The organism is Sphingobium sp. DEHP117 (genome assembly GCF_030867385.1).
Taxonomy (GTDB): Bacteria; Pseudomonadota; Alphaproteobacteria; order Sphingomonadales; family Sphingomonadaceae; genus Sphingobium.
In genome coordinates this window covers 535054-555460 of record NZ_JAPFBJ010000002.1, presented here as the reverse complement: position 1 = coordinate 555460, position 20407 = coordinate 535054, and the positions used below count along the sequence as shown (strand labels likewise).

The window sequence follows — 20407 nt, the reverse complement described above, 5'->3', positions numbered from 1 at the left end:
GTTAGGGTGCACGATGGATGCTGAAACAAGTTCAGCATGACGAAGTTATAATGGCCGTGCCCCCGGCCAACCAACCCCCTCTCAAAAACTATCCTTCGCGCTCCTTAGTCGCGCCAGTTCTTCCACGGTGCCTGCGCGCATGAACGGGTTGGTGGCGCGCTCCTGCGCGATGGTGGTGGGCACGGTCGGTTCGCCGCGTTCGCGCATGGCCGTCACCTCCGCCAGCCGCGTGGCGATGTCTGCGTTCTCCGGCTCCATCGCGGCCGCGAATTTGGCGTTGGAGAGCGTGTATTCGTGCGCGCAATAGACGCGGGTTGTGCCGTCGAGCGTGGCGAAGCGCTGCATATTGGCGAACATCTGATCCGCCGTCCCCTCGAACAGGCGCCCGCAGCCCATGGCGAACAGCGTGTCGCCGACAAAAATCACCCCCGCGCTGGGCAGATAATACGCGATGTGGCCCGCGGTGTGCGCGGGCACATCCCACACTTCGGCGCGCAGGCCGCCGATGGTCGCGATGTCGTTACCCTTCACGGTTGCGTCGAGCGTGTCGATCTTCGCGGTTTCGCCTGCCGGGCCTGTGATCCGGCAGGCTGTCGCCGCCTTGATCTGCGCATTGCCGCCGACATGATCGGGGTGCCAGTGGGTGTTCCAGATCTGGCTGATGCGCCAGCCGCGCGCATCCGCTTCGGCAAGCACCGGCTCGGCCACGGCGGGGTCGATCACCACCGTCTCGCCGGTCACTTCCTCGTGCATCAGCCAGACATAATTGTCATTGAGCACGGGCACGCCCACGATTTCGATCGTCATCACCATCCCCCTGTGTTGGGCATCGACGCCCACGGCTCCTGCGGCGGCAGATGCTCTCCGCTCTGCAACAGCTCGATCGAGATGCCGTCTGGCGAGCGCACGAAGGCCATGTGCCCGTCTCGCGGGGGGCGGTTGATGGGGACTCCGGCGTCCATCAGCCGCTGGCAGGTCTCGTAGACATTCTCGACCCGGTAGGCGAGATGGCCGAAATTGCGGCCGCCGCTATAGACCTCGCCCACGCCGCCTTCGGGCGGCCAGTTGTACGTCAGCTCCACCTGCGCGTCTTCGTCCCCCGGCGCGGCGAGAAAGATGAGCGTGAAGCGGCCCGGCGCGCTCTCGATACGGCGCAGCTCACGCAGGCCGATAAGTTCGAAGAACCGGATGGTTGCGTCCGGATCGGACACGCGGATCATGGTGTGGAGATATTTGGGCATGGGGCGTTTCTAGCAAGACGCCCTGCCCTCCGCCATGCTTTTGCGCCGGTCAGCGTCCCTGGTTGCGCCAGCGGTTGATGGTGCGGCCGAGAATGTCTTCCTCGCCGCCGCACTGCTTCCACAGATCCGAGAAGCTGGGGTCGGCCGAGGCCGGGCGCTTGCGCTCCTCCAGATCATCCAGAGCGACGCGGATCGGGATGGCGACGCCTTCGCCGCAGATGATGCATTCGCGGTTGCGGAGCGCCGGGATGGAATCGAGGAAGCCGCGCGCGCCCTCGGGCATGGCGGCGCGGACGAACGCCTGGTCGCGATCATTGTTGAGGCGCAGCGAGATGATGGTGCCGCATTGCGACAGGACGCCCTCGGCAAGGTCTGACGGGCGCTGGGTGATGAGGCCCAGCGACACGCCATATTTACGCCCTTCCTTGGCGATGCGTTCGAGAATCTTGCGGACGGATTGCCCGGCACCGGTGGTGCTGTTTGGGATATAGCGGTGCGCCTCTTCGCAGACGAGCAGGATCGGGCGTTTCGGTTCGTTGCGCGCCCAGATCGCGTAATCGAAGATCAGGCGCGACAGCACCGAGACGACCACCGAGGTAATCTCCGACGGCATGGCCGAGGTGTCGACGATCGAGATCGGCTTGCCGTCCGCCGGCATGCGGAACAGCTTGGCGATGAAATCCTGCATCGTGTCCGCCACCAGCATCCCTGAGAACATGAAGCTGTAGCGCGGATCGGACTTGATTTCGTCGATCCGGCCCTTGAGGCGCATAAAGGGCAATGAGTTGGTGCCCTTGTCGAGCTTGCCCATCTCGTTGGAAATGATCGTGGTGAGGTCCGACAGCAGATAGGGGATCGGCGAATCGACGGTGAGGCGTGCCATGCCTTCGGCCGCGCGGTTCTTGGCGCGGGCGGCGAGCAGGCATTTGGCGAGAATCTCGCAATCGCGCGCATGATCGTCTCCCGTGGAGGTGACAAACACCTCGCAATGCTCCTCGAAGTTCATCAGCCAATAGGGCAGCGCGAGGTTGCTGGCGTCATACAGCGCGCCATTGTGGGTGAAGGCGGCGGAATATTCGCCGTGCGGATCGATCATCACGATATGCCCCTTGGGGGACTGCTCGCAGATCTTGTGGAGGATGAGCGCGGCGGAAGTGGATTTACCGGTACCGGTGGAGCCCAGCAGCGCGAAATGCTTGCCGAGCAGCGGATCGATATAGAGCGCGGCGCGCGTATGAGTGGTGGGATAGACGGTGCCGATCTGCACATGCGCCCGCTCTGTCGCCGCATAGATCTGGTCCATATCCACGCTGGAAACCGGGAAAATCTCTGTGCCCGGCGTGGGATAGCGCGTCACGCCGCGGCGGAAGTTGACGATGGCACCAGTGCCGAAATCCTCGTTGCCCTCGCCCAGAAAATCGATGTCCGCCACCACGCGGCTGGCATCGCGCCGGTCCAGCACCATCGAGCGGATGCTGGCGATGATCCACATGTGGCCCAGCCGCATCTTCACCTGACTGCCCACCTGGCCGGTCATGGCGACACAGGGGTCTGGATGCTCGGCGAGCGCATCGATGGCCTTGAGGTCGATCAGTATCTGGGAGCTGCTGCCCGCGATCTGAAAGACGAAGCCGATTTCTTCCAGCGCGGCACTCTCCGTTCGCTGGGCCGGGGCCTCCGCCATCGCCGCACGAAGTTGAGAATGCAGCGAAAAAGTACCCGTCATGTCATTCATGATGCAATCCATTACCCACAGCGCCGCTCTGTGCGACCGCAAAGCAATAGACAATCAAGGTAAAGAAGAGTTTTAGGCGAGCCGAAATATCTACAATAGTGACATTTTTCAGACGCTTCGACGCGCCGATGTTCAGCTCAGGCCGCCAGATGCTCGCGAAACCAGTCCGCCAGTTCTTCCTCGCCCAGTTCTCCTGCGGCGAGGGCGAGGAATGCCACGACCAGTTCCGGGTCAGAAGCGGAGAGTGCATAGCCATTCAGCATCAGAAACGTTTCGCTGACCACAGCAGCTGTGCGCTTGTTTCCGTCTACGAACGGATGATTGCGGGCAATGCCGAAAGCGTAGGCTGCCGCAAGTGCCGCAGCATCCGGCTCGCCATAGACAGCCAGATTGCGCGGGCGCGCCATGGCGCTCTCCAGCGCTCCAGGGTCGCGAACACCCTCGCCACCGCCATGCTCAGCAAGCTGCTCGGCATGCGCCGCCATCGCCACCTCATCGGCGACCCAGATCCACTCCTGAGCCATGATATTATTTGGCGAGTTCGCGCAAAGCGCGCTTGCGCCGCGCCATGACTTCGCGCGCAGCAGCCATCTGTTGATCGAAATCCGGATCGGCAGCGCTCAGCTCTATCCCGCGCGGCGTAAACACAACGGTCAGGTTCTCACCAACCGCGGCGTTAAGATGCGCGAGCACCTCCTTGGGCAGGATAAGACCGGCGCTGTTGCCGACTTTGGTGATCTTGAGCGGCGCGTTCATACGGATGTTATAACAGAAGGCGGCGCTGGAGGCAATGGGGCGGTGGAAAGACGCCGCCCCATGCCGTGGCGCTTATTGCACCGTGACCGTCACCGCCCGCCGGTTCTGCGCCCAGGCGGCTTCGTCCGAACCTAATGCTGCAGGGCGCTCCTTGCCGTAGCTGATCGTCGTGATGCGCGCGGAATCGACACCCAGCGAGGCGAGGTAATTCTTGGCGGCGTTGGCGCGGCGCTCACCCAGTGCGAGGTTATAGTCGCGCGTGCCGCGCTCGTCGGCATGACCCTCGACCGTCACCCGGACCGTCGGGTTGGCGGCGAGCCATTGTGCCTGGCTGCGCAACACGTCCTGGTCCTGAGTATCGATGTCATATTTGTCGGTATCGAAATAGATCTTGTCCGCCGCGACACTGGCGAGGAAATCCTGCTGGCTGCCCTTGACCGGACCGGCGGGCGATGCGGGGGCTGTGGCCGTATCGGCCGGGCGCGGGGTTTCGACCGGCGCGGGGGGCAGCTCCTCCGGAGCCTTCTTGGAACAGGCGGCAAGGGCGATGACGGCGGATGCGATCATCAGGGAACGGGCGACGGGAGCGGTAAAGCGGGACATGGGCTTTTCTCCTTATTTCTGAAGGACTAACATAACGACTATCGGTTTCACGGCAAGAGCGGACCCCAGGCAGGGTCAGACCCGCTCAAGGGCGTGGGGATGCGGCGCTCGTTGACACCGGTGAGATCGACCTGCCAGACTTGGCTGACGCCGGAGCTGCCCTGGCTGGTGCGGAAGAACTGCAGCACCCGGCCATTGGGCGACCATGTCGGTGCCTCATCCTGCCAGCCGCGCGTCAATATACGCTCGTTGTTGCCATCCGGCGTCATCACCGCGATGTTAAAATCCCCCGCGATCTTGGTGAAGGCGATCAGGTCTCCGCGCGGGGACCATTCCGGCGTGGCATAACGCCCGCCGCCATGGCTGATGCGCTGCTGGTTCGAGCCATCCGCGTTCATCACATAGACCTGCTGGCTGCCTGAACGGTCGCTCTCGAACACGATGCGGGTGCCGTCCGGCGAATAGCTGCCGCCCACATCGATGCCCGGAGAGGTGGTGAGCCGCACCGGCATGCCGCCGGTGGCCGGCACGCGATAGATATCCGTATTCCCGGCAATCGCCATCGAGAACAGGATGCTGCGCCCATCGGGCGACCAGCGCGGCGCGAAGGTGGGGTTGGTGCTCTCCGTCACCAGCCGCTGCTTGCCGGTGCCGATGTCATAAACGAAGATGCGCACCCGGTCCTGCACATAGCTGACATAGACGAGCGAGCCATAATCCGGCGAGAAGCGCGGGGTGAGCGCGATCGCCTGCCCGTTGGTGATGAAACGGTGGTTCGCCCCATCCGAATCCATGATGGCGAGGCGCTTGACGCGGCGCTCCTTGGGCCCGCTCTCTGCGATATAGGCGATGCGGCTGTCGAAGAACGGACTCTCGCCCGACAGGCGCGCGTAGATCGCGTCGGCGCATTTGTGCGCTGCGCGGCGCCAGTCACGCGGGGCGACGACATAGCCCTGGCGCGTCAGCTCGGACTTGAGCGCGATGTCGTAGAGATAGCAGCCGACGGTGATGTCGCCCTCGCCGCCCGCAGACCGCACGAAGCCCTGAACCAGCGCCTCATAGCCGCCCCAGCTGGCGTAATTGGGCGCGGTTACCTCCGCCATGGAGAGGGTGCGCGTGCCCTCCGGCCCGGTGGGCGCGAAGAGGCCTGAATTGCGCAGATCGTCCGCGATGACCTGCGCGATCCTGACGCCGAGCTCGTCGGTCGTGCCCGCAGGCGTCGAGACGCTCTGGCCGGTCGGCAGCGCGGGCACCGCCACCTTGAGTGAGTTCGAGCCGCTGTCGTCGGTCACGTCGACGGAAAGCTGCGCGGCGGCAGGGGCGGCAATGGCCAGCGCGAGAAGGGTGACGAACGAGGCAAGGCGAATCATTGCGAGAGCTTCCTGTCGACATTGACGGTGAAGGACTTCCAGCCATCATAGAGGTCTGGCGGGAGTTGGAAAGGCGCGGCGAGGCGCACGGCCTTGAGCGCCTGCTCCTGATGCAGGCGCACCTGCCCGCGATTGCTGGCCGTCTGGCCGGTGGTGCTCACAACCTCGGGATCACCGATGAGCGCGCCGTCCCGCGCGAGGCGGACGGCGATGGTGGTGCGCAGCTGGTCTGCATCCGCGCCGGTGGGTGCTTTCCAAAAGGGCTTGATCTGGCGGCGTATTTCGGCGGCGAGCGCGCTTTGCTGCGCCGGGCCGATGGTTGAGGCGGGCGCGCCATCGCTGGGCTTTGCCTGCGGGTTGGCGCCGGATGAGGGCTTCATCCAGTCGCTGGTGTCGAGCTTCAGCCCCGGGCTGCGCGGCTTTGCGGGAGCGGCGGGGTTGGGTTTTGCCTTGGGTTGCGTGGCGGCAGGCGCTGGGGCGGGCGGCCTGGGCTGAACCTTTGGCAGCGGCTTCGGGCTGGGCGTGGGGACAGGCGCGGGGACCGCAACTCTGGGCGCGGGCGGTGTCGGCGCGGGCGCGGGAGGCTCCACCTGACCGGCCGGCGCGGGCGAAGAGGCGGCGGGCGGCGGCGGCGCGTCGGCGATCTTCGGCGCGGCGGAGCGCAGTGCCACATCGTCCGCTATGCTGATCTCGATCGGCGCGTTGTCGAGCTTCAGCGGATCGACCGACAGCCAGTGCGAGGAGAGCGCGGCGAACAGCAGCACATGCCCCGCCCCCGCAACGCCCAGCCCGATTTTTTCCGTGCGGTCCATCGCGCCAGACTAATGTGCTATTGTGAACCGATGCTGACGGCCGCCGGATTATCCTCGATATCCGCGCCCCCATCACCCGCGCGCCCGGCTTCGGCGGTGCTGACCAGAGCGATGCGGTTGAGGCCTGCCGCGTTCAGCGCGCCCATCACCTGCATCACCCGCCCATAATCAAGCCGGGCGTCCGCGCGCACGAAAATCTGCGGCGGTTCCAGCCCGGCATGGGCGGCGGCTATCTCCGAAATGCGCTCGTCAAGCTCCGCCGCGTTCACCTGCGCATCGTTGATGAACGACGCGCCTTCCGCCGTGAGCGAGATTACCGTGGGCTTGTCGTTGGTCTCCAGCGCCTTCGCCCGGTTCTCCGGCAGCTTTACGGCAACGCCGGTGACCAGCAGCGGCGCCGTCACCATGAAGATGATGAGCAACACCAGCATCACGTCGACCAGCGGCGTGACGTTGATCTCCGCCATCGGCGCCCTGCGCCGTCCGCGCCGGGAGGAGGGGACCGTGCCCATCGCCATCAGTCGCGCTCCAGCTCTCGGCTGAGGGTGGCGTAGAGGCCATCGGCAAAGCGGCCCAGACTCGCCTCAAGCCGGTTGATGCGGTGGGAAAAGCGGTTGTAGGCGATCACCGCCGGAATGGCTGCGAACAGGCCGATGGCGGTGGCGAACAGCGCCTCGGCGATGCCCGGCGCAACCACCGCGAGGCTGCTGTTCTGCTGGGCCGCGATCGCGGTGAAGCTGCGCATTATGCCCCAGACGGTGCCGAACAGGCCCACGAACGGGGCGACCGCACCGATTGTCGCGAGAATATTGAGCCGATCGGCCAGTGCATCAACCTCCACGCCCACCGCGCTTGCCATCGCGGTGGAGAGGCGGTCACGCGTTCCGTCCCGGTCAACGGTGCGCAGGCGGGTCGAGCGGCGCCACTCCGCCACCGCCGCCGCAAAGATGCGCGCGCTGGGTATCGTGTCCTTGCCGCGCTTGTCGTAAAAGCCGTCGATATCCTCGCTGCGCCAGAACTCCTTTTCATAGGCGTCGCACTTGCGCGCGATCCCGCCCGCGCGCATCGAAAAGGCGATGATGATGCCCCATGTCCATACGCTGGCCGCCAACAGGCCGACCATCACCACCTTGACGACGATATCCGCCTGAAGAAACAGCGCGAGCGGAGACAAGGTGGCAGCCTCCCCGGCGAGGGCAAGTGCGGGCGTGGTCATTGCGGGCTTGGCTCCCCTGAAGTGATGCTGGTGAAAAGCGCGACCCATTCCCTGGGCTGGCGCCGTGGACGACCCTGGGCCGAGAGAAAGGCGACGGTGACGGAGGCCTCGGCGAGCAGGGTTTGCCCCCGCTTCACCTGTTGCGCGATGGAAACGGTCGCGCCGCCGACGCCGGTCATGCGGCTGATGACGACCAGCTCATCGTCGAGCTTTGCGGGCGCGCGAAAGGCGATGTCGAGATGAGACACGGCATAGACGCCCGCGCCGTCATCAAGCGCGCCGCGCTGGCTGATGCCCAATAGCCGCAGCATATCCGACCGCGCGCGTTCCATGAAGCGCAGATAGTTGGCGTGATAGACGACGCCGCCTGCGTCCGTATCCTCGAAATAGACGCGCACCGGGAAATGATGCGCGCCTTGCGCAAAAACGCCCGAGGTGGGCGCTAATGCTGGAGGCAGGGTTGCGGCGGCTGCGGACATGGGCGCCTGTGTAACCGAGGCGGGAGTCCATGGCAAAGGGCGAAATGGCGCTCAACTCAGGGATCGAACAGCCCGTCCTGCGTATTGGCGGGCGGATTGAGGCCGAGATGCTTCCAACCGCCCGCATTGAGGCAGCGCCCGCGGGCGGTGCGCGCGACGAGGCCGAGCTGGATGAGGTAGGGTTCGATCACTTCCTCGATCGTGTCGCGCGGCTCGGACAAGCCCGCCGCCAGCGTTTCGACGCCCACCGGTCCGCCTTTGTAGATGTCCGCGATCATCATCAGGTAGCGCCGGTCCATCGCATCGAGGCCGAGGCTGTCGACCTCCAGCCGGTTCAATGCCGCGTCCGCCGTGCGCGCATCGACCTGCGGCGCGCCAGCGACATCGGCGAAGTCGCGCACGCGCCTCAGCAGCCGCCCGGCGATACGCGGGGTGCCGCGCGAGCGGCGGGCCACCTCCACCGCGCCATCATCCGTGATGGCAAGGCCGAGCAGGCGGGCGGCGCGGCTTACCACCTGCACCAACTCCTCCACCGTGTAGAATTGCAGCCGCACCGGGATGCCGAAGCGGTCCCGCAGCGGCGTGGTGAGCAGGCCTTGCCGCGTGGTGGCGCCCACCAGCGTGAATTTCGGCAGGTCTATCCGCACCGAGCGCGCGGAAGGCCCCTCGCCGATCATGATATCGAGCGCGCGGTCCTCCATTGCTGGGTAGAGGATCTCCTCGACCGCGGGATTGAGGCGGTGAATCTCGTCCACGAACAGCACATCGCCCTCGTCGAGATTGGTGAGCAGCGCCGCAAGATCCCCCGCCTTGGCGATAACCGGGCCGGAGGTGGCGCGAAAGCCGACGCCCATCTCCTTGGCGACGATCTGCGCCAGCGTGGTCTTGCCGAGGCCGGGGGGGCCGAAGAACAGCACATGATCGAGCGCCTCGCCGCGATTGCGCGCAGCCTCTATGAAGATGCGCAGATTCTCGCGCGCTTGCTGTTGGCCCACGAACTCGTCGAGGGTCTTGGGACGCAAGGCGGCGTCTATGTCTTCAGGCTTGCGTGACGCGGAGAGGAGGGGCGAGGAGGTCATTTTGACGAAGCATTTGGGGTAGCATCTACAGAACTTTTGACGTTCTTCTCAGACATCGATGGTTGACAGAGCAAATACCCCAGGCTTGCTAGGCCTACTGAGAAAGCAGCTACTGATACGAATCCCGAATAACGCGCTCTCATTGCCTTTCGCCTAACTTTCTTGAGCCTGGTTTCATGTTCTTGCTCAGATCCAGCAGATCGCTCCTGATAATGCTCGACTGATGCCCAGTAACCCGTCTGTTCGCCAAGCAACTGTATGCCATCTCTGTTGGCTAACTGCCCAAAAAAAGCGCACAAAAGTGCAGCCATCAGTCCCACATAAAACCAGACTCCGATCAAAACTTTCTCCCAGCCAATCAATTGCTGATTAGTGGATAATGCCACTAATCCACCTCCATTTATCGTCAGCAATGACGCCAAAAGCCAATTGTAAGACGAAGAATGCTCAGAGCTTGCTAGCTTCCGCGCTTCAAGGGCAGAAGCAACCTCTATACCGGCCAATCTTTTTAGAAGTTCCGGTTCAATATCTGGAAGTGGCTCCTGCATCACCCCGCCTCCCCCAGCATCCCCTTCGCGTTCCGCGCATGGTGAATGATCCGCAAAATCAGCACCTGTTCGCGCGTCACGCGATAAAAGATGCGATGGCGTCTGTGAGTCAAGCACCGGACCTGCTTGCCGAGGTCCGGTGTGAGCGGCCCGGCGAATGGATGGGTGCGCAGCAAGGCGAATAGCTCCCAAAAGCCCTGATTATAGTCGTCGGCTGCGTCGTCGCCGAACTGCTCGGCGCTGTAGTTATCTATCTCGGCCAGATCGGCCTGAGCGGCGCGGGCCAATCTAAGCCGGATTGCGCCTCGCTCGCCGCTCCGCCATGATGGTTCTGAGGACGTCTTCCGGCTCCTCATCCACCACCCCCGATGCCAGCCCTTCGGCGATCAGCCCGCGCAGCCATTCGGTTTCCTCCTTGGCGGAGTCCTGATCGCGGCGGACGAGATCGCGGATATAGTCGCTGGCGCTGCTGTAGCGCCCTTCGGTGACACGATGGTCGATCCAGGTCTTGAGGGCGGGCGGGATGGAGACATTGAGCTGGGACATATCCACAATATAGGGATATGTATAAATTTGTCTATAGAACATAGAATATGGCGCATCACTTTGCCGCCTTCCTGAGCGCGAGGCGCACCAGCGCATCCAGCGTTGCGCCCTCGCCCAGTTCCGCTTCAGCCGCCGCCACCGCCACGCTCGCCTCATAGGGCTTGAAGCCGAGGCCCGTGAGCGCGCTCAGCGCGTCCGCCGCCGCGCCGCCCGCAGGCGCTGCACCGCCTGCACCCGGCGCCATGCCCGCTCCTCCGATTGCCATCGGGCTGGTGAGGATCGTGCCGGTCTTGTCCTTCAGTTCGCGCACGATCCGTTCGGCAAGCTTTGGCCCCACGCCGTTCGCGCGGGCGACCATCGCCTTGTCCTGGGCGGCAATCGCGCGGTGCAGTTCCGCGCCATCGAGCACAGACAATATCGCCAGCGCCACCCGCGCGCCGACGCCCTGCACCCCGGTGAGCAGGCGAAACCAGTCCCGCTCGGCATCAGTGGCAAAGCCGACCAGCCGGATGAAATCCTCGCCCACCAGCATTTCGGTGTGGACCGTCACCGCATCACCCACCGCGCCCAGCGCCGAGAGGGTGCGCGCAGACGCGCCAAAAGCATAGCCGACGCCGTTCACGTCCACCACGGCGCCATCCGCCCCCGTTGACGCCAATATCCCCTTCAGATGCGCGATCATCGCGCGACCTTAACGATGTTCCCGGTTCGTTTCCATCAGAAAGTGAGGCGGCGGGCGCTCGCCATATGATGGGCGTGGGTGATGGCGACGGCGAGAGCGTCTGCCGCGTCCGCCCCGCTGATCGACGCGCCCGGGAGCAGGCGCGCGATCATCGCGTGGACCTGATCCTTGCTGGCATTGCCGACGCCGACGACCGATTTCTTCACCAGCCGCGCCGCATATTCGCCCACCTCTATCCCCGCCCGCGCGGCGTTCAAGAGGACGACCCCGCGTGCCTGCCCGAGCTTCAGCGTCGATTGCGGGTTGGCGTTGACGAACACCTCCTCCACCGCCGCGCCGTCCGGCTTGTGGGCGACGATAAGATCGGTCAGCGCGGCATCGAGCGCGAGGAGGCGGGCGGCCAGCGCGTCCTTCGCGTCAGTCTTTATCTGGCCGTTGGCAATGTGAGACAGGCGGTTGCCATCGGCCGCGATCAGCCCCCAGCCGGTGGTGCCGAGGCCGGGATCAAGGCCGAGGATCAGCATCTAATCAAGCCCCTCGCCCTCAGGTCCAACGGAGTCAGGTGCCTCCTGTGAAGGGTTAGAGTGGTGTAGTCCCGCAAAAGCAGGACATTGGGCAAGCCTGGGATATAGCGCTGCCAATTGGATAAGGCCGGATTTTGGTTGTGCCAGATGCCGAGCTCCATTTTCACAGTTTTCTCTCGCATCTGGCCGGCCCCCACCCCAACCCCTCCCCTGAAGGGGAGGGGCCATTTTTTCTTATCCCAGCTTCTCCATCACGTCGTCAGAGATGTCGTAATTGCCCCAGACGGTCTGGACATCGTCGTCATCCTCCAGCGTGTCGATGAGCTTCATCAGCGTTCCCGCCGTGCCTTCGTCCACTTCGACGCTGGTCTGCGGCTTCCAGGCGAGCTTGGCGCCCTCGGCCGGGCCAAGGCTGGCCTCCAGCGCCTTCGCCACCTCGTGCAGCGCGTCCATCGCCGTCCAGATGCTGTGGCCGTCTTCCGAGGACTCCACATCCTCCGCGCCCGCCTCGATCGCGGCTTCCAGCACCTTTTCCTCGTCCCCCACGGAGGCGGGATATTCGATCAGGCCCATGCGGTCGAACCCGTGGCTCACCGCGCCGGATGCGCCGAGGTTGCCGCCGTTTTTCGAGAATGCCGTACGGACATTGGTGGCGGTGCGGTTGCGGTTGTCGGTCAACGCCTCGACGATGATGGCTATGCCGCCGGGGCCATAGCCCTCGTAGCGCACTTCCTCGTAATTCTCGCCATCGCCCTTCGATGCCTTGTCGATCGCCCGCTGGATATTGTCCTTGGGCATGGACTGCGCCTTGGCAGCGTTGACCGCGAGGCGCAGGCGCGGGTTCATGTCCGGGTCCGGCATGCCCATCTTGGCGGCGACGGTGATCTCGCGCGAGAGCTTGGAGAACATGGCCGAGCGCTTTTTGTCCTGCGCGCCCTTGCGATGCATGATGTTCTTGAATTTGCTATGGCCTGCCACGGCCTGCTCCTTGGCTAGAGATGAGGAATGGCTGGCTCTCTAGCGAGCGCGCATCCACATCGCAACCGTCGCGATCATATACGGATCGCCGTGCCGGTGGCGGAGACCATCAGCATCGAGCCATTGGAGCCGAGCACTTCATAATCGAGGTCTACCCCAACCACGGCATTGGCGCCCAGCTCCGCCGCGCGCATCCGCATCTCTCCCAGCGCCTGCTCGCGGGCGCCTTGCAGCACATTCTCATAGGATGCCGCCCGCCCGCCGACGATATCGCGGATGCCGGCGAACAGATCGCGAAAGATGTTCGCGCCGACGATTACCTCGCCCGTGACGATTCCGAAATATTGCTGCGCCGGGCGGCCTTCGACAGTGGGCGTGGTGGTGACGATCATCTCGCTGCCGCCGATGCTGGCTTCGGGGGTTGCGCCCCAGGGGGATTGGGTCATGCCTGTCTCCTGAGGCGCGCCGACTATTCGAGACCGAGCGCAGCCTTATATGTCTCGAGCAGCGCCTCGGCCTCCTGACGCACATGCTTCTCCAGCTTACGCAGGCGGACGATCTGCCGCATCGTCTTCACATCATAGCCGGTTGCCTTTGCCTCGGCATAGACATCCTTCACGTCATCCGCGATGCCCTTTTTCTCCTCCTCCAGCCGCTCGATGCGTTCGATAAACAGACGCAGCTGGTCTGCGGCAACATTGCCCTCGCTCATGGGGTCTCCTTATGGTGAATAGTTAATGGCTGATCCGAAACGCGTCGCTTCGCTGACGTTTCGGATGTGCGGTTCCGACCCTCGACATTCCCATGGAATTTCGAATCAAACACCGCGCCGTCCTTAATGGCTCGCCTTGTTCTTTGCCACGCTTTCTTCCATGCGCGCGAGCTGCACGGGCGTGGCCTCGGTCTGGTGCTTCGCCTTCCACTCCGCATAGGGCATGCCGTAGATCGCCTCGCGCGCGGTGTCCTTGTCCATCGCGCCGTCAGCCTCAGCCAGCCAGTCCGCCAGGCAGTTGCGGCAGAAGCCCGCCAGGCCCATCAGATCGACATTCTGTGCGTCTGTCCGGTGCTGCAGATGGCGCACGAGCCGGCGAAACGCCGCGGCGGCGGCTTGATCATTGATAACTGGTTCGCTCATGGTTAACATTTCTCCGCTATCAAGCCCGTAGCACGGGGTCTGGGGGCCTATAACAATAGGAACAGTCGCACTTCCACCAATATGGCACCAATATGGGGACACATTTTGAAAACGCTTTCTCCGCGCGAACGCAAGGTACGCATTCTCGCCACTTTGGGCCCGGCAAGCGGCAGCGCGGAGATGATCCGCGAGCTGTTTCTTGCCGGCGCCGATGCCTTTCGCCTCAACATGAGCCATGGCGCACACGAGGCCCATGCGGCCAATATCGCCGATATTCGGGCGCTCGAAAAAGAATTCGGACGCCCGACGACGATCCTCGCCGACCTTCAGGGGCCGAAGCTGCGCATCGGCACCATTGTCGACAATATGGTGATGCTGAAGGCCGGCCAGGCATTTACGCTCGATCGCAACGAGGCGCCGGGCAATAATCGCCGCGTCAACCTGCCCCACCCGGAGATTTACGCCGCGCTCCAGCCCGAAACGCGCCTGCTGATCGACGACGGCAAGCTGGTGCTGAGGGTCAAGAACGTGGAGCCGGAGCGGATCGAGACGATCGTGGAGATCGGCGGGCCGCTCTCCAACCGCAAGGGCGTCAACGTGCCCGACGTGGTGGTGCCGATGGCGGCGATGACAGAGAAGGACCGGCGCGACCTTGCTTTTGCGATCGATCAGGGCGCGGACTGGATCGCGCTGTCTTTCGTGCAGCGGCCGGAGGATCTGGCCGAAGCGCGGAGGCTGATGGGCGGCTATGGCGCGCTGATGGCGAAGATCGAGAAGCCGGCCGCCATCCAGCGGCTGGACGAGATACTGGAGCTGGCCGACGGCGTGATGGTTGCACGCGGCGACCTGGGCGTCGAGCTGCCGCCGCAGGACGTTCCACCGCTGCAGAAACATATCGTCGCCTGTGCGCGCAGGCTGGGCCGCCCGGTGGTGGTGGCGACGCAGATGCTCGAATCGATGATCAAGGCGCCGACGCCGACGCGCGCGGAAGTCTCCGACGTGGCGACAGCGGTGTATGACGGCGCCGACGCGATCATGCTCTCGGCCGAGACGGCGGCGGGAGACTGGCCGCGTGAGGCAGTTGCGATGATGGACAGCATCGCGAAAAGCGTGGAGGGCGACCCCGGCTATCTCGCCCGGCTGCACTTCACCGAAACCAAGCCCGACGCCACGACGGCCGATGCGCTGGCCGAGGCGGCGGGCAGCATCACCCGCACGGTCGACGCCAAGGCCATCGTCTGCTTCACCTCATCGGGCAGCACGGTGCGCCGCGTCTCGCGCGAGCGGCCGCAGACGCCGATCCTCGCGCTGACGCCCAAGATCGAGACGGCGCGGCGCATGGGTCTGCTCTGGGGCGCGCATGCGGTGCGCACCAAGGATATCGGCAGTTTCGAGGAGATGATCGGCAAGGCCCGGCGCATGGCGCTGCGCAACCGCCTCGCAGCCGCATCGGACAAGATCATCGTGCTGGCGGGCGTCCCCTTCGGCACGCCCGGCTCGACCAACGTGATCCACGTAGCGCACGTGCGCGGGGATGAGCTGAAAGGGCGGGAGGAATAGGGGCGGGTGGGTTGATGTCTGGTTAGGGTGGACAACGGACGCTAGGCGCTAACGCTGCTCAAGAACTAGTTTTCTGCCTTTCCGAAGGGCCCATCGGCTGCCATGTATGAGGCCCGCAGTTAACCCAAGTAGCATGATGCATAGCGGGATTGGAACCAACATCATCATCAGCAACCCGAAATTGCCAGCCTCTTCGGGCCAGAACACGCCTTGCCAAATACCCGGTAGGAAAGCACCGATAAGCTGGACTAATCCGCCCACGGCAACCCAACCCCGAAATACTAGCCAAACAGGCAAAGCGATGTAGAGGACAACCGACGCGAGCAATAGCGAAGTATTAAACGCAGTTGGCGTCACTAGAGTTCTCCGGCGGCAGCTCGTTCAAGTTCGGAGGATACTCTAATCTTCTACCGTCCGCTTTGTTGTCGCATCCCGACAGTGCGCTTTCAGTCCTGCCCCTCTTCCTTGTGGGAGAGGATCTCCGCCCGAACCCGCACCACGGACGAGCCTTTGCGCGTTTCGACGATGAACAGCGCGAAGGCGACGCCTATGCTCAGCATCGCGCCGACGAACATCAGCGCGATCGGCGTATCCAGCTGGTTGGCGAACAGCTGATTGGCGAACAGCAGCGTAACCACGGCGCACACGAGGCACGCGCTCAGTACCGAGAGCGAAATGCAGTTGTTGACGATGCGGATGCGCACATCGAGCGTGCGGATTTCGTGGAGCAGCCGGTCATGCTCCGCGCCGCGCGAACGCGTCAGCCGCTCTTCCACCACGCGGGCGCGGTCCACCACACGGGCGAGCCGCGCCGCGCAGACGTTGAGGAAGCCGCCGATGCCCGCGAGCAGGAACACCGGCGCGACCGAAAGCTGGATCGCCTGCACGACGTGCGACACATGGGGAACGCTCGCCATGCGGCTATCCTTTGCTTCAGCCGACCGCTGATTTGCCCGATGGCGTGTTGACGCCCATGCTCTGGAGATATTTCTTCACGTTGCGGGCGGCCTGGCGCAGGCGCTGTTCGTTCTCGACCATGGCGATGCGCACGAAGCCTTCGCCGTCCTCGCCATAGCCGACGCCGGGCGCAACCGCGACCTTGGCATGGCTGAGCAACTGCTTTGAGAATTCGAGGCTGCCCATGTCCTTCAATGCCGGGGGCAGCGGCGCCCAGCAGAACATTGAGGCGCGCGCGGGGGGAATATCCCACCCGGCGCGGCCGAAGCTCTCGACCAGAACGTCGCGCCGCTTGTGATAGAGCTCGCGATTCTTCTGCACGATGTCCTGCGGGCCATTGAGCGCCGCGCACGCCGCCGCCTGAATGGGCGTGAACGCACCATAATCGAGATAGGACTTCACCCGCGTCATCGCGGCGATCAGCTTTTTGTTGCCGACCGCAAAGCCCATGCGCCAGCCCGCCATCGAGTAGGTCTTGGACATGGAGGTGAACTCGATCGCGACATCCTTTGCGCCCGGCACCTGCAGGATCGACGGTGTCGGGTTGCCATCGAAATAGAGCTCGGAATAAGCGAGGTCTGACAAGATCCACACCTTGTTCTCCTTCGCCCATGCCACCAGCCGCTCGTAGAAAGCGAGGTCGACCGTCTCCGCTGTCGGGTTCGAAGGATAGTTGACGACAAGGATTGACGGGCGCGGCACGGTGAACGCCATCGCGCGGTCGAGCGAGCGCCAGTAATTCTCGTCCGGCGTGGCAGGCACGGACCGGATCGTAGCCCCGGCGATGATGAAACCGAAGGTGTGGATCGGGTAGCTGGGATTGGGCGCGAGCACGACATCGCCCGGCGCGGTGATCGCGGTAGCGAGGCTCGCCAGCCCCTCCTTCGACCCCATGGTGACGACGACTTCCGTTTCCGGATCGACATCCACGCCAAAGCGGCGCGCATAATAGTTCGCCTGCGCCTTCCTCAACCCCGGAATGCCCTTGGACTGGGAATAGCCATGGGCATCCGGCTTTTGCGCCACCTCGCACAGCTTCTCTATCACATGCGGCGGCGGCGGCAGATCCGGGTTGCCCATGCCGAGGTCGATGATGTCCTCCCCGGCCGCACGCGCGGCGGCCCGCATCGCGTTCACTTCCGCGATGACATAGGGGGGCAGGCGCTTGATGCGGTAGAATTCCTCGGACATGGGTATGACTTTCCTCAATTGCTGCACTGCAACATGCTATTGTCGCACGGTGCAACCCCCGCTATATACCGCGATTGCGCCGGTAGCCAGACCCGGCCAGGCAATTAAGGCGAATTGCGGGAGAGCGACGGTGAGCGAGGGCAGAGTGAAAAGCGAACCCGGCCCGCTCGGTTCCCTGCCCACGCTGGACGACATGCAGCACTGGACACGCTCCATCGGGCAGGCGCAGCAGCTGCTGATGGAATATGCCGCCGGCGCGATGACGAGCCAGAAGCCGATCGAGGCGGCGCAGAAGGCAACGCAATCCGCGCTGACCTCGCCACCACCGCTGATGTTCCAGCCGGAGAGGCTGGCAAAGGTGCAGAGCGACTTCGCCAAGGAATCCATCGCGCTGTGGCAGCGTTTTCTTGACGCCGATCCCGCCAACAACGCCCCGCCGGAAGGCAGCCCCGCCGCGCGCAAGGATCGCCGCTTCACCGACCCTAAATGGAGCGAGAATCCGTTCTTCGACCTCATGCGCCAGAGCTATCTGCTGCTGTCGGATTACATGCTCCGCCTGTCCGACAGTGTCGACGGGCTGGACGCCAAGCACAAGGAACAGCTCAAGTTCGCGACGCAGGGGATGGTCGATGCGCTGGCCCCAAGCAATTTTCCGCTCACCAACCCGGTGGTGCTGGAGAAAACGCTGGAGAGCCGGGGCGAAAACCTTGTGCGCGGGCTGCAGCATATGCTGGCGGACTTGAGCAAGGGCCAGCTCACCCACACCGACGGCAGCAAGTTCGAGCTGGGCGTCAACATCGGCGCCACGCCGGGCAAGGTGGTGAAGGAAACGCCGCTTTATCAGCTGATCCATTACGAGCCGACCACGAAGAAGGTGCTGGAGACGCCGCTCGTCATCTTCCCGCCGTGGATCAACCGCTTCTACATCCTCGATCTCTCGCCGCACAAAAGCTTCGTCAAATGGGCGGTGGATCAGGGCATCAGTGTCTTCATGGTCAGCTGGAAGTCCGCCGACGCCAGCATGAAGGACGTGGAATGGGCAGACTATATCGTGCGGGGTCAGGTCGACGCGATCGACACGGTGCGCGATCTGCTGGGCGTCAAGAATGTGCATGCCATCGGCTATTGCGTGGCGGGGACGACACTGGCCGCGACGCTGGCGTGGTTGGCGGCACGGGGCGAGGCCGACAAGGTCAAGAGCGCGACGTTCTTCACCGCGCAGGTCGATTTTCAGGATGCGGGCGACCTCAGCCTGTTCATTGATGACGAGCAGCTGAAGCTGGTCGATCAGCTCTCCGCCCCCGGCTATCTCGACGGGCGATACATGGCCGCGACCTTCAACCTGCTGCGCGGGCGCGACCTCATCTGGAACTATGTCGTCAACAATTACCTGCTCGGGTCGGACTATCCGCCGTTCGATCTGCTCTACTGGAACGGCGACACCACCAACCTGCCCGCGAAATGGCACAAGCAATATCTGACCGAGCTCTATCGCGACAACAAGCTGGTGACGCCCGGCGCGATCAGCATCGAGGGCACGCCGATCGACCTGCGCAAGGTGACGACGCCGGTCTATGTGCAGGCGGGGCGGGAGGACCATATCGCGCCCCTGAAGAGCGTGTGGAAGCTGACCGGGCATTTCTCCGGCCCGATGCGGTTTCTCCTCGCCGGGTCTGGCCATATCGCGGGCGTCGTCAATCCGCCGTCGGACAACAAATATCAATATTGGACCTGCGCGAAAACCGCATCCACTTTGGAGGAATTCATCGCGTCCGCGAAAGAAACCAAGGGGAGCTGGTGGCCGGACTGGGTGAATTGGCTCAAGGCTCAGGACGCGGAGACGGTGCCAGCCAAGGGCGGAAGAATCCCCGGAAAAGGCAAGCTCAAGGCGCTGGAACCCGCGCCTGGCAGCTATGTGAAACGCCGCTGAAAATCACGACAGAACGACACTGACGAGCGATATGTTGCGGCGCACAAAAAGCGCTTGACATTCCGCGACCCTATAATTATGTTGCAATGCAGCATAAGGGAGTTCGTGATGACTGGCACACCCAAAAAGCCGGGACGCCCGAAGAAGATCTCCTCGGACACCGTCGCCCAGGCGACGCCCAAGATCGCCGCGCGCAAAGCCGCGATGGCAAAACCGACTAAGCCGGCGCCTGAGCCGGTCGCGCTGGCCGAACCGGCCTTCGTGCCCGAACCTGCGCCGGAGCTGACCGCGGCGGATCTCGCCCCGGTCGATGATATAATAACAGAAAAGACTGAAGAACTGACAGCCGAGCAACCCGAGATAATGGTGCCATCCGCGCCACCGGTGGAGGCGATCGCCGAAGAGGCGGCCCCCCTCCCCACCGAGACAGCGGAACGCACCGAGCAGAAAGGAACAGAAATCATGGCAGACGTTATCGAGACCACCAAGAATTTCGCCGAAGAGGCCAAGACCCGCTTTGAAGCTGCTTTCGCCGAGATGAGCGAGAAGACAAAGGCGGGCGTTGAGAAGTCCAGCAAGGCGATGGAAGAGCTGAGCGAGCTCGCCAAGGGCAATGTCGAGGCGCTGGTCGAATCCGGCAAGATTGCGACCAAGGCGGTCGAGACGCTGGGCCAGGATGCCGCCGAATATGGCCGCCTGACCTTCGAAAAGGCCTCCGCCGCGATGAAGACGCTGGCCGCCGCCAAGAGCCCGGCCGAGTTCTTCCAGCTGCAGAGCGAACTGCTCTCCAGCAGCTTCGACGCTTTCGCCAAGGAAGCCGCCAAGAACAGCGAAGCCATGCTGAAGCTGGCGGGCGACGTGGTACAGCCGATCAGCACCCGCGTTTCGATCGTGACCGAGAAGGTTCGCTCGATCGCCGCCTGATCTTTCCGGCGCTGGAATAAAAAGGCCCTGCCTCCCCGAGCGGAGGTAGGGCTTTTTTCATAACTCGATGCGCTATAATGGCTGTGTATGATTATCCTGCCACGAATAGTCGCGCCACCCCTTGCCGAACTGGGTCTCTCC

Annotated in this window: 26 protein-coding genes; 3 read left to right on the top strand and 23 right to left on the bottom strand. The window is 63.6% G+C overall.

Annotated features, from left to right (window positions below):
• Positions 1-81: 81 nt before the first annotated feature.
• From gloB to OOT33_RS09745, 21 genes are all read right to left on the bottom strand, one after another.
• The gene (gene gloB, locus OOT33_RS09845; protein WP_307749856.1) at positions 82-807 is read right to left on the bottom strand and encodes a hydroxyacylglutathione hydrolase; all 726 of its coding nucleotides are present in this window, start codon (positions 805-807) and stop codon (positions 82-84) included.
• Entirely contained in the window at positions 807-1241 is a 435-nt protein-coding gene (locus OOT33_RS09840) for a VOC family protein (RefSeq protein WP_307749855.1), read from the bottom strand. Before OOT33_RS09840 ends, gloB begins: the two co-directional genes overlap by 1 nt.
• 49 nt (positions 1242-1290) lie before the next feature.
• Positions 1291-2925 carry a helicase HerA domain-containing protein gene (locus tag OOT33_RS09835; protein WP_307750355.1) on the bottom strand — a complete coding sequence of 545 codons (1635 nt, stop codon included), beginning with the start codon at positions 2923-2925 and terminating at the stop codon, positions 1291-1293.
• A 188-nt stretch (positions 2926-3113) separates the two neighbouring features.
• A complete protein-coding gene (locus tag OOT33_RS09830; RefSeq protein ID WP_307749854.1) occupies positions 3114-3500 on the bottom strand; it encodes a type II toxin-antitoxin system death-on-curing family toxin in 387 nt (128 codons plus the stop codon).
• Between the two features lie 4 nt (positions 3501-3504).
• Positions 3505-3732 carry an AbrB/MazE/SpoVT family DNA-binding domain-containing protein gene (locus OOT33_RS09825; RefSeq protein WP_307749853.1) on the bottom strand — a complete coding sequence of 76 codons (228 nt, stop codon included), beginning with the start codon at positions 3730-3732 and terminating at the stop codon, positions 3505-3507.
• A 72-nt stretch (positions 3733-3804) separates the two neighbouring features.
• Positions 3805-4335, bottom strand: coding sequence for a peptidoglycan-associated lipoprotein Pal (gene pal, locus OOT33_RS09820; RefSeq protein WP_307749852.1), 531 nt, complete (start codon positions 4333-4335; stop codon positions 3805-3807).
• Positions 4336-4382: 47 nt separating this feature from the next.
• On the bottom strand, positions 4383-5705 hold the full coding sequence (gene tolB / locus OOT33_RS09815) for a Tol-Pal system beta propeller repeat protein TolB (protein WP_307749851.1): 1323 nt from the start codon (positions 5703-5705) through the stop codon (positions 4383-4385).
• Complete coding sequence (locus OOT33_RS09810) at positions 5702-6517, bottom strand: TonB C-terminal domain-containing protein (protein ID WP_307749850.1); 816 nt, start codon at positions 6515-6517, stop codon at positions 5702-5704. The genes tolB and OOT33_RS09810 overlap by 4 nt, the downstream gene beginning before the upstream one ends.
• Before the next feature lie 17 nt (positions 6518-6534).
• The gene (locus tag OOT33_RS09805; RefSeq protein ID WP_307749849.1) at positions 6535-7035 is read right to left on the bottom strand and encodes a biopolymer transporter ExbD; all 501 of its coding nucleotides are present in this window, start codon (positions 7033-7035) and stop codon (positions 6535-6537) included.
• Positions 7035-7733: a protein TolQ gene (gene tolQ, locus OOT33_RS09800; RefSeq protein ID WP_307749848.1), complete on the bottom strand. Its 699-nt coding sequence runs from the start codon at positions 7731-7733 to the stop codon at positions 7035-7037. The genes OOT33_RS09805 and tolQ overlap by 1 nt, the downstream gene beginning before the upstream one ends.
• Positions 7730-8212 carry a tol-pal system-associated acyl-CoA thioesterase gene (ybgC, locus tag OOT33_RS09795; RefSeq protein ID WP_307749846.1) on the bottom strand — a complete coding sequence of 161 codons (483 nt, stop codon included), beginning with the start codon at positions 8210-8212 and terminating at the stop codon, positions 7730-7732. The genes tolQ and ybgC overlap by 4 nt, the downstream gene beginning before the upstream one ends.
• Before the next feature lie 56 nt (positions 8213-8268).
• Positions 8269-9291 (bottom strand): Holliday junction branch migration DNA helicase RuvB, encoded by a 1023-nt coding sequence (gene ruvB / locus OOT33_RS09790; RefSeq protein WP_307749845.1) that lies wholly within the window; start codon positions 9289-9291, stop codon positions 8269-8271.
• On the bottom strand, positions 9288-9839 hold the full coding sequence (locus tag OOT33_RS09785) for a hypothetical protein (RefSeq protein ID WP_307749844.1): 552 nt from the start codon (positions 9837-9839) through the stop codon (positions 9288-9290). The genes ruvB and OOT33_RS09785 overlap by 4 nt, the downstream gene beginning before the upstream one ends.
• On the bottom strand, positions 9839-10126 hold the full coding sequence (locus OOT33_RS09780) for a type II toxin-antitoxin system RelE/ParE family toxin (protein WP_307749843.1): 288 nt from the start codon (positions 10124-10126) through the stop codon (positions 9839-9841). Before OOT33_RS09780 ends, OOT33_RS09785 begins: the two co-directional genes overlap by 1 nt.
• A gap of 1 nt (position 10127) precedes the next feature.
• The gene (locus OOT33_RS09775; RefSeq protein ID WP_307749842.1) at positions 10128-10385 is read right to left on the bottom strand and encodes a type II toxin-antitoxin system ParD family antitoxin; all 258 of its coding nucleotides are present in this window, start codon (positions 10383-10385) and stop codon (positions 10128-10130) included.
• Positions 10386-10440: 55 nt separating this feature from the next.
• Positions 10441-11067, bottom strand: a complete 627-nt coding sequence (gene ruvA, locus OOT33_RS09770) for a Holliday junction branch migration protein RuvA (RefSeq protein WP_307749841.1) — start codon at positions 11065-11067, stop codon at positions 10441-10443.
• A gap of 35 nt (positions 11068-11102) precedes the next feature.
• Positions 11103-11591, bottom strand: a complete 489-nt coding sequence (gene ruvC, locus OOT33_RS09765) for a crossover junction endodeoxyribonuclease RuvC (RefSeq protein ID WP_307749840.1) — start codon at positions 11589-11591, stop codon at positions 11103-11105.
• Positions 11592-11825: 234 nt separating this feature from the next.
• Complete coding sequence (locus OOT33_RS09760; protein WP_307749839.1) at positions 11826-12569, bottom strand: YebC/PmpR family DNA-binding transcriptional regulator; 744 nt, start codon at positions 12567-12569, stop codon at positions 11826-11828.
• Between the two features lie 74 nt (positions 12570-12643).
• Positions 12644-12961 carry a heavy metal-binding domain-containing protein gene (locus tag OOT33_RS09755; protein WP_307750354.1) on the bottom strand — a complete coding sequence of 106 codons (318 nt, stop codon included), beginning with the start codon at positions 12959-12961 and terminating at the stop codon, positions 12644-12646.
• A 77-nt stretch (positions 12962-13038) separates the two neighbouring features.
• Positions 13039-13281, bottom strand: coding sequence for a DUF2312 domain-containing protein (locus tag OOT33_RS09750; protein ID WP_307749838.1), 243 nt, complete (start codon positions 13279-13281; stop codon positions 13039-13041).
• Between the two features lie 123 nt (positions 13282-13404).
• A complete protein-coding gene (locus OOT33_RS09745) occupies positions 13405-13704 on the bottom strand; it encodes a DUF1244 domain-containing protein (protein ID WP_307749837.1) in 300 nt (99 codons plus the stop codon).
• A gap of 105 nt (positions 13705-13809) precedes the next feature.
• Between OOT33_RS09745 and pyk the strand changes: the two genes are divergently transcribed.
• Positions 13810-15264, top strand: coding sequence for a pyruvate kinase (gene pyk, locus OOT33_RS09740; RefSeq protein WP_307749836.1), 1455 nt, complete (start codon positions 13810-13812; stop codon positions 15262-15264).
• A 446-nt stretch (positions 15265-15710) separates the two neighbouring features.
• On the opposite strand, the gene OOT33_RS09735 is transcribed toward pyk, so the two are convergent.
• Complete coding sequence (locus tag OOT33_RS09735) at positions 15711-16181, bottom strand: DUF2721 domain-containing protein (protein WP_307749835.1); 471 nt, start codon at positions 16179-16181, stop codon at positions 15711-15713.
• A gap of 16 nt (positions 16182-16197) precedes the next feature.
• Positions 16198-17412 (bottom strand): LL-diaminopimelate aminotransferase, encoded by a 1215-nt coding sequence (locus OOT33_RS09730; RefSeq protein WP_307749834.1) that lies wholly within the window; start codon positions 17410-17412, stop codon positions 16198-16200.
• Positions 17413-17605: 193 nt separating this feature from the next.
• Here OOT33_RS09730 and OOT33_RS09725 point away from each other — a divergent pair, with 193 nt between their 5' ends.
• Complete coding sequence (locus tag OOT33_RS09725) at positions 17606-19342, top strand: class I poly(R)-hydroxyalkanoic acid synthase (RefSeq protein WP_307750353.1); 1737 nt, start codon at positions 17606-17608, stop codon at positions 19340-19342.
• 108 nt (positions 19343-19450) lie between these two features.
• Complete coding sequence (locus tag OOT33_RS09720) at positions 19451-20266, top strand: phasin family protein (RefSeq protein WP_307749833.1); 816 nt, start codon at positions 19451-19453, stop codon at positions 20264-20266.
• Positions 20267-20407 lie beyond the last annotated feature (141 nt).

What these genes read in the sequence shown, in the direction of transcription:
- gloB (WP_307749856.1), bottom strand. Translation starts at nt 807, where the DNA reads ATGACGATCGAAATCGTGGGCGTGCCCGTGCTCAATGACAATTATGTC.
- OOT33_RS09840 (WP_307749855.1), bottom strand. Translation starts at nt 1,241, where the DNA reads ATGCCCAAATATCTCCACACCATGATCCGCGTGTCCGATCCGGACGCA.
- OOT33_RS09835 (WP_307750355.1), bottom strand. Translation starts at nt 2,925, where the DNA reads ATGGCGGAGGCCCCGGCCCAGCGAACGGAGAGTGCCGCGCTGGAAGAA.
- OOT33_RS09830 (WP_307749854.1), bottom strand. Translation starts at nt 3,500, where the DNA reads ATGGCTCAGGAGTGGATCTGGGTCGCCGATGAGGTGGCGATGGCGGCG.
- OOT33_RS09825 (WP_307749853.1), bottom strand. Translation starts at nt 3,732, where the DNA reads ATGAACGCGCCGCTCAAGATCACCAAAGTCGGCAACAGCGCCGGTCTT.
- pal (WP_307749852.1), bottom strand. Translation starts at nt 4,335, where the DNA reads ATGTCCCGCTTTACCGCTCCCGTCGCCCGTTCCCTGATGATCGCATCC.
- tolB (WP_307749851.1), bottom strand. Translation starts at nt 5,705, where the DNA reads ATGATTCGCCTTGCCTCGTTCGTCACCCTTCTCGCGCTGGCCATTGCC.
- OOT33_RS09810 (WP_307749850.1), bottom strand. Translation starts at nt 6,517, where the DNA reads ATGGACCGCACGGAAAAAATCGGGCTGGGCGTTGCGGGGGCGGGGCAT.
- OOT33_RS09805 (WP_307749849.1), bottom strand. Translation starts at nt 7,035, where the DNA reads ATGGCGATGGGCACGGTCCCCTCCTCCCGGCGCGGACGGCGCAGGGCG.
- tolQ (WP_307749848.1), bottom strand. Translation starts at nt 7,733, where the DNA reads ATGACCACGCCCGCACTTGCCCTCGCCGGGGAGGCTGCCACCTTGTCT.
- ybgC (WP_307749846.1), bottom strand. Translation starts at nt 8,212, where the DNA reads ATGTCCGCAGCCGCCGCAACCCTGCCTCCAGCATTAGCGCCCACCTCG.
- ruvB (WP_307749845.1), bottom strand. Translation starts at nt 9,291, where the DNA reads ATGACCTCCTCGCCCCTCCTCTCCGCGTCACGCAAGCCTGAAGACATA.
- OOT33_RS09785 (WP_307749844.1), bottom strand. Translation starts at nt 9,839, where the DNA reads ATGCAGGAGCCACTTCCAGATATTGAACCGGAACTTCTAAAAAGATTG.
- OOT33_RS09775 (WP_307749842.1), bottom strand. Translation starts at nt 10,385, where the DNA reads ATGTCCCAGCTCAATGTCTCCATCCCGCCCGCCCTCAAGACCTGGATC.
- ruvA (WP_307749841.1), bottom strand. Translation starts at nt 11,067, where the DNA reads ATGATCGCGCATCTGAAGGGGATATTGGCGTCAACGGGGGCGGATGGC.
- ruvC (WP_307749840.1), bottom strand. Translation starts at nt 11,591, where the DNA reads ATGCTGATCCTCGGCCTTGATCCCGGCCTCGGCACCACCGGCTGGGGG.
- OOT33_RS09755 (WP_307750354.1), bottom strand. Translation starts at nt 12,961, where the DNA reads ATGATCGTCACCACCACGCCCACTGTCGAAGGCCGCCCGGCGCAGCAA.
- OOT33_RS09750 (WP_307749838.1), bottom strand. Translation starts at nt 13,281, where the DNA reads ATGAGCGAGGGCAATGTTGCCGCAGACCAGCTGCGTCTGTTTATCGAA.
- OOT33_RS09745 (WP_307749837.1), bottom strand. Translation starts at nt 13,704, where the DNA reads ATGAGCGAACCAGTTATCAATGATCAAGCCGCCGCCGCGGCGTTTCGC.
- OOT33_RS09735 (WP_307749835.1), bottom strand. Translation starts at nt 16,181, where the DNA reads ATGGCGAGCGTTCCCCATGTGTCGCACGTCGTGCAGGCGATCCAGCTT.
- OOT33_RS09730 (WP_307749834.1), bottom strand. Translation starts at nt 17,412, where the DNA reads ATGTCCGAGGAATTCTACCGCATCAAGCGCCTGCCCCCCTATGTCATC.
- OOT33_RS09725 (WP_307750353.1), top strand. Translation starts at nt 17,606, where the DNA reads ATGCAGCACTGGACACGCTCCATCGGGCAGGCGCAGCAGCTGCTGATG.
- OOT33_RS09720 (WP_307749833.1), top strand. Translation starts at nt 19,451, where the DNA reads ATGACTGGCACACCCAAAAAGCCGGGACGCCCGAAGAAGATCTCCTCG.